At 33.8% G+C, this 6,811-nt stretch carries 7 protein-coding genes and 1 pseudogene; 2 read left to right on the forward strand and 6 right to left on the reverse strand.

What is annotated here, in order from left to right:
• Window positions 1–12: 12 nt before the first annotated feature.
• Both AB8U03_RS13960 and AB8U03_RS13970 read right to left on the reverse strand, forming a co-directional pair.
• Window positions 13–323 (reverse strand): annotated as a pseudogene (locus tag AB8U03_RS13960) (MutS-related protein); the annotation flags it as partial.
• A gap of 456 nt (window positions 324–779) precedes the next feature.
• Entirely contained in the window at window positions 780–1,139 is a 360-nt protein-coding gene (locus AB8U03_RS13970; protein WP_369705166.1) for a hypothetical protein, read from the reverse strand.
• 125 nt (window positions 1,140–1,264) lie between these two features.
• On the opposite strand from AB8U03_RS13970, the gene AB8U03_RS13975 reads away from it, so the two are divergent.
• Complete coding sequence (locus tag AB8U03_RS13975; protein WP_369705167.1) at window positions 1,265–1,828, forward strand: TetR/AcrR family transcriptional regulator; 564 nt, start codon at window positions 1,265–1,267, stop codon at window positions 1,826–1,828.
• A 19-nt stretch (window positions 1,829–1,847) separates the two neighbouring features.
• Window positions 1,848–2,939: a radical SAM protein gene (locus tag AB8U03_RS13980; protein WP_369705168.1), complete on the forward strand. Its 1,092-nt coding sequence runs from the start codon at window positions 1,848–1,850 to the stop codon at window positions 2,937–2,939.
• Between the two features lie 24 nt (window positions 2,940–2,963).
• Here the strand turns inward: AB8U03_RS13980 and AB8U03_RS13985 are convergent, their stop codons facing one another.
• From AB8U03_RS13985 to AB8U03_RS14000, 4 genes are all read right to left on the reverse strand, one after another.
• Complete coding sequence (locus AB8U03_RS13985) at window positions 2,964–3,347, reverse strand: zinc metalloprotease (protein ID WP_369705169.1); 384 nt, start codon at window positions 3,345–3,347, stop codon at window positions 2,964–2,966.
• Window positions 3,348–3,453: 106 nt separating this feature from the next.
• The gene (locus tag AB8U03_RS13990) at window positions 3,454–3,678 is read right to left on the reverse strand and encodes a hypothetical protein (protein ID WP_369705170.1); all 225 of its coding nucleotides are present in this window, start codon (window positions 3,676–3,678) and stop codon (window positions 3,454–3,456) included.
• A 44-nt stretch (window positions 3,679–3,722) separates the two neighbouring features.
• Window positions 3,723–5,324, reverse strand: coding sequence for a spermidine synthase (locus AB8U03_RS13995; protein WP_369705171.1), 1,602 nt, complete (start codon window positions 5,322–5,324; stop codon window positions 3,723–3,725).
• A 185-nt stretch (window positions 5,325–5,509) separates the two neighbouring features.
• On the reverse strand, window positions 5,510–6,643 hold the full coding sequence (locus tag AB8U03_RS14000; protein WP_369705172.1) for a DUF362 domain-containing protein: 1,134 nt from the start codon (window positions 6,641–6,643) through the stop codon (window positions 5,510–5,512).
• Window positions 6,644–6,811 lie beyond the last annotated feature (168 nt).

Consider the following 6,811-nt stretch of genomic DNA (forward strand, 5'->3'; position numbering starts at 1 on the left):
TGAAATTCCTTTTTTTGAGGCTTCAACAATATTCTTAATTCTCAATATCTCTGCGTAAAAAGAATATATATTTTGTTCCAGGTTATCATTTATCCTCATACAGCTGTAAAGATCCATAATAGTACAGAAAAATCCCTCGGCACATACAGGAGCCCCGGCATATGCCAACACAATATTAATTCCTACAGTTCTCAAAAATGTGCTCTTTCCAGACATATTAGACCCTATTACAAGCATAATCGAATAAGCTTCTCCTATATTAAAGTCATTATATACACGCTTTTTTCTTCCAAGACAGGATGTTCCATATTTTTTGCTGTAATTTTCGATGATCCAGCTACAATCCCGGGCATACCCCAATGTGGATTATCGTATTTAATAACTGCAATACTACATAAGGCCTCTAATTCCCCTATTACATCAATCCATTCCTGAAAATTGTCTCCCGACTTTATTTTCCATTCCTCAACAGAAATATTCCAATAATATTCTATCATGAGTATTGGATTCAAAATGGAATACAACATATTTATGTCAGAATTATATCTTTCGGCAATAACTAAATTTTTAATCCTGTCTTTTTTATTTATTTTTAGAATAATGCACTGAACTAAAATTAAGCTGACAGGAACATAAGAAGGAACCAAATAAATTATTTTTCCTTCTGCTTCAAAACGCTTTCTAAAATAGATTTTATGTGCAAGCTCTATAACTGCAGACTGTCTGTCATATATACTTTGCTTATCTTTAGGCTTTTCTATTAGCAATTTTTTTAATTTCTATCTTCCAGTATAAGTATGAGCTGTATTTATCAATTGAAATAGAGAACCTTTGCCAAAAATATCAAGATCATACGAATAATTGTGATTCTTATCTATAAAGTCCTTGCCAACGTCTTCAAAATCCTTCCATTTTCCATTTAATCGTTTTATTGAAGCTTGATTTACTTCAGCCAATGCAGCAGAATACATTATTTTAGTTTTCATATTTGTTTGCAAATAAGCTAGATAAAATAACAAACTGATCATAATTAAAACTATAAAATTAAATATAAAAGGTTTTCTTAAAATATACATTTCTATTAAAACTATAAATCCTATTACAAAAATACCAAGTCTTAAATTATTTATACCATCCATACATTGTAGTTTATTTTATAGTTAAACTACTTTTTTCTTAATCATTCAAATGACATATTGATATATCATTACAATTAAGTCATAATAAGACATGTATTAAACATGTTTGAAAGTGAGGCATCAAGTTGAACAAGTCAAATAATACAAAAGAACTATTGATAAAAACAGTAGTAGAATTATTGCAAGAATGTACTGATATTTCAGAAATAACTTCAAGAAAAATAACAAAAAGAGCCAATGTGAATTTATCAACAATAAATTACTATTTTAATTCCAAAGATGAACTGGTAAATATTTCAATAAATAAATTAATAGGGAACACCGCAGATATATATTTTCAAAATATAGTAAACAGCAGCGGTTCACCAAAAGACAAGCTTAGAAATTTCTTGATTAACATTAGTGATATTATCGTCGATTATGAAAAATATACAAAACAAATAATTCCTTATATCTTATTAAAGGAAAAATTCATTCAAACTATGGAAATACTTCCTTTAGTCAAGGGTTGTTTTAAAGAAAACAAAAGTGATAAAGAATTCAGAGTTATTTCATATCAATTAATTTCATTCATGCAGCTGGCATTTTATAGATCAGATGAATTTAAATCTTTTAGTAAAATTGATATCATGAATAAAAAAGAAAGGGATGCACTCATCAATATGGAACTGAATCTATTGATTAAATAAAAAATTTTGGAGGTCAATAATGAAAAAAACATTGAATTTATCTGATTATATGAATAAGGGCATTGAATCTATAGTAAAAAATATTTTGAAATCATCTATAAAAAATCCAAAAGAAACTCAATTTTTAATAAAATATATGCTGTCGGTAACAGCTGCAAAGGATAGAAGAAATATGCTTGAAAGTGAAGGAGAACATATTCCTCCATTTTTAATGGCAAGTATTTGCTCAAATTGCAATTTATACTGCAAGGGATGTTATGCAAGGGCCAACAACTCCTGTGGAGATAACTTAAAGTACAATGAAATGTCAGAAGAAAGATGGGAACATATATTTAATGAAGCGAGAGAACTTGGAATCTCATCTATATTGTTCTTAGGTGGAGAACCCATGATGAGAAGAGGTATTATTGAAAAAGCTTCTTCTGTTAAAGAAATAGTTTTTCCTATTTTTACAAATGGAACCATGTTTGATGAAGATTATATAAATTTATTTGATAAAAATAGAAATCTGGTGCCAATGATAAGTATTGAAGGCACTGAGTATCAAACTGACTCCAGGCGTGGGAAAAACACCTACAATTCAATAATAACTGCAGCGAATAATTTAAATAAAAGAAAAATTTTGTTTGGGTGTTCTATAACTGTAACAGTTAAAAACATAAAAACTGTCACAAATAAAGAATTTATACAGCATCTTTATAATAAGGGAACAAGAGTACTGATATTTGTAGAATATACTCCGGTAATCAAATCCACTGAAAAGCTTGCACCTACAGAAAGAGAACGCCTCCTGCTGGGAAAAAAGCTGGAAGAATTAAGACAAACATTTGAAAACATGGTATTTTTATCATTTCCCGGTGATGAGAAATACATGGGCGGATGTCTGGCGGCCGGGAGAGGATTTTTTCACATAAATGCCAATGGCAGTGCAGAACCATGCCCGCTCTCACCCTATTCAGATGTAAATTTGAAAGAATCCACTCTGAGAAACGCTTTAAAATCGCCATTATTCAAAAAACTTAAGAATAACCAAATGCTGATTGGAGAACATGAGGGTGGATGTCTGTTGTTTGAAAAAGAAGATGATGTTAAAAATTTATTAAACACATGACTATAAACCATTTGCCTTCAATAATTATTTATATCGAAGAATGCTTTGAAACAATTCATTAAAATCAAATAATGTATAAAGATATATACCGCTAACTGCCAATGACACTAGCATTATACCATAAATTACTATGAATTCTATTCTGCTGCTTTTATCCAGTTTGAAATAGGAATTATTTTTATATTTTCTGGTAAAATTATATATTTCATAAATCCCCATTTCAAGAACAATAAACAATGAAATTTTGCCTTTCAAACTGTTTATGGATATAAGTAAATACAATATAAATGGCAGACCTATATAACATATAATTGGAGATATTGCCTCAGCTATATGGCCGCCGTTAATGGGTTTTACGGGAATTAAATTTGTCAAGTTCAATACTATGGAAGTAAAGCCCAACACCAAAAATATAACATCTCCTGTAAAATAATAAATTGAATAGTAATCAAATCCAAGTATGCCTCCAAACAGTGGGCCTCCTATTGCAACAATTGCATTTTCCCTGCAATTTTCAATATATATTCAAATCATATAATTCATATTTATCTGCCGCTGCCTTGTTTTTACTTCTCCAGGAATACATATTGTACAAAAATCCTATCATGAATTTCAGAAAATAACTTGAACTATACTTCTCTATATATTTTTTACCAAGTTCAATGCCCTTTTCCATCTCCTTTCCAGCCAAAAGTGCTTCGCACTTCTTCTTCAGACAGCAGTACCGCTTGGTCAGCACCTTACAAGAATAACCCCTACTGCTAATTCCTTTTCATTTAACCTTTATAAACTTTTTATTAATCCATTTATACCTTTTTCTTTAAATATTTTTTTGCAATAACTTAGTTCATCCTGAATTAATTCATCGATTGCCCTCATTCCCAAAAGTTCCACTGGTGCCTTGTCATCAGTCAGAAGATAGTTTCCTTTTACATATATGTTCATATTATCTGCAATATTATACATCAATGTCTTTAATTCATTGTTTCTTAATTCTCTAGTATTCTGCTCAAAGGTTTCAGCTGCTTCAATATTCTGGGTTGCAAATATTTCTCTGTTGGTTGAGTCATCTACATTCACTGTATATACCCTATTAAAAACATTTGCTATGGTGTCTGATAATTGCTGTGTAATATTTCCTTTTTTTTCAGTATGCATATTCATATTTACAACCATGATACCATCTTTTGCCAAATGATTTTTAACAGTAGTAAAAAATTCTTTGGAGGACATCTGAAAAGGTATGGTTATATCCTGATACGCATCTACCATAATCACATCATATTTCTTATTTTCAGAATTCAAGTATGCCCGTCCATCATAAGTATTTACTTTTATAGTGTTTGGGAGCTTAAAATATTTACTGGCTAAATCGGTTATTTTCTGATCTATTTCCACGCCTTCAACAGAAGCATTAGGAAAATATTTTTGACACTGTTTTGCATAAGTGCCTGTTCCCATGCCAAGCACTAAAATCTTTGCATTTTTTTTCTTATCAATTCCGGACATAACAGGTGCTGCAAGTGCGTAATCATAATACATTCCCGTCAAACTGTCATTTTTTTTCATAATGGATTGAACTCCAAAAAGTACATTGGTAGAAAGAATTACACTGTCATTTGTATCCTTCACCTGCAGATAATTATAAATGGATTCTCCCTCGTACAAGAGATTTTTCTCCCAAAATGCAAAACTGTCTGAATGTCCAAATACGCTGCAAAAGATGAACAAAATAACACTTATAATACATTGTGCTTTCTTTACCTTTGCATTTATAAAATAAATCATGCCAAGTATCAGAAGAATCCCTGAAAATATTAAGAATGTAGCGGATGTTCCAACTGTGGGAATCGTAACAAAGGTAGGTAAAAATGTACCAATGATGCTTCCAATTGTATTGATTGCACCCAGCATACCCACTATCTTTCCATTGTCGCTCAAACTATTTACCGTATATTTCACCAGAGAAGGTGTAACTGTCCCCAGCAGGAAGAGCGGAAATACAAAAATTATCATACATGCTAAGAAGACTGCTAAAATTAAAAAGTTATTACTTATCGTTAAAACAAGTGCTGCAGATACAGCTAAAATTATATACTTTCCCAGAAGCGGTATAGCTGCAATCCATATAGCAGCTATAATCATCCTCATATACAATTTATCCGGATTAGGATCTTTATCTGCACTTCTACCACCCCAGATATTACCCAATGCCATTGCAATCATGATAGTTCCGATAATAATTGTCCACACAATTTGTGAAGAGCTAAAATATGGTGCTAAAAGTCTGCTCGCTCCAAGTTCCACCGCCATTACTGACATTCCAGCAAAAAATTCTGTCATGTACAAATAAAACTTATTCTTTAATATAGTCCTCGTTTCCATTCATACCCTCCTCTAATCTAAATAAAGATGCAGAAAAAGGGGCATCAGGGTAATCTGTTGTCCCCTTCGTGTTTTTTCTTCATTAAATTCATCCTCATAATTTTTTTCTGCATTTTCATCCGTTCTCCTATTTAATCTAGAATCTGGTATTATGGTAAAGAAAAAAAGCTGTCCATATACTTAGTTCATTTGATTACGATTATATCATAGTCTCGAGTACCTAAGCCAATTTTCTCCGCATGGTTCAGACAGCTACGCCATTCGGACTCAGGTGTAGAGTTGATAAAGTGATCATGATGGTCAACGAAACCTGGCTTTGACATATTATCAGACAATTGGCTTCCTGGAAGCGGTGTGGCTTTCAGGCAGGCGTCTGCACAGGCTTGATCCAGCGCCAGTGGATCAAAGGACGCAAACATACCCAAATTAGGCAGAATAGGTGCATCGTTTTCTCCGTGACAGTCACAATTTGGTGACACATCCACAATCAGGGAAATATGAAAATTAGGACGACCGTCTACTACCGCCTTGGTATACTCAGCCATACGGCAGTTCAGCAGCTCGTTAGCAGCATCATTGTCGAACACAATGGCATCGAAATTGCACGCACCCAGACATCGGCCGCAGCCAACACAATTTTCGTGATTAACCCTCATCTTTTTGCTGACGGCATCAAACTCCAGACCGCCGTTGGCACATTCCCGCTGACATCTGCGGCACCCCCGGCACAGTGCTTGGTCGATGTGCGGCTTGCCACTGCTGTGCTGTTCTGTTTTCCCGGCACGAGAACCACATCCCATACCGATATTTTTCATGGTACCACCAAATCCAGTCATTTCGTGCCCCTTAAAATGTGTCAGGCTGATGAACACATCTGCGTCCATAATGGCACGTCCAATTCTAGCTTCTTTTACATATTCACCTCCTGCTACAGGTACTGCAATATCGTCGGTGCCCTTCAGTCCATCCCCAATCAGAACAGGGCATCCTACTGTCAGCGGCGTAAAGCCATTCTCCCATGCACATTCTAAATGTTCCAGAGCATTTTTTCGGCTGCCGGGGTACATGGTATTACAATCGGTCAAAAAAGGCTTTCCGCCCAGCTCCTTTACCACGTCAGCAACGGCCCTGGCATAATTCGGGCGAAGATAGCTAATGTTTCCCAATTCTCCGAAATGCATCTTAATAGCAACAAACTTTCCATCCATATCAATCTGTCCAATACCAGCAGTTTTGATTAATTTTTTAAGTTTAGCGGGCAGTCCGTCTCCGAAAGCCACCGTGCGGAAATCCGTAAAATAAACTTTTGCTTTTTCCATTTTTCATTAACTCCTTTTTTGAAATCGTTGTATGCATTTTTAAGGAGCGTTGTGATTCACCGTTCCTTAAATAATATTATACTCGTTAGAGTTAACTCTAAGTCAATAGTTTAATAAGTTTACTTCGTAAAATGAAAATGTAACTTCTTGTTTGCAGTACTTAATTCG

It is taken from the genome of Clostridium moutaii, assembly GCF_041205085.1.
Taxonomy (GTDB): Bacteria; Bacillota; Clostridia; order Clostridiales; family Clostridiaceae; genus Clostridium_B; species Clostridium_B moutaii.

What these genes read in the sequence shown, in the direction of transcription:
- AB8U03_RS13970 (WP_369705166.1), bottom strand. Translation starts at nt 1,139, where the DNA reads ATGGATGGTATAAATAATTTAAGACTTGGTATTTTTGTAATAGGATTT.
- AB8U03_RS13980 (WP_369705168.1), top strand. Translation starts at nt 1,848, where the DNA reads ATGAAAAAAACATTGAATTTATCTGATTATATGAATAAGGGCATTGAA.
- AB8U03_RS13995 (WP_369705171.1), bottom strand. Translation starts at nt 5,324, where the DNA reads ATGGAAACGAGGACTATATTAAAGAATAAGTTTTATTTGTACATGACA.
- AB8U03_RS14000 (WP_369705172.1), bottom strand. Translation starts at nt 6,643, where the DNA reads ATGGAAAAAGCAAAAGTTTATTTTACGGATTTCCGCACGGTGGCTTTC.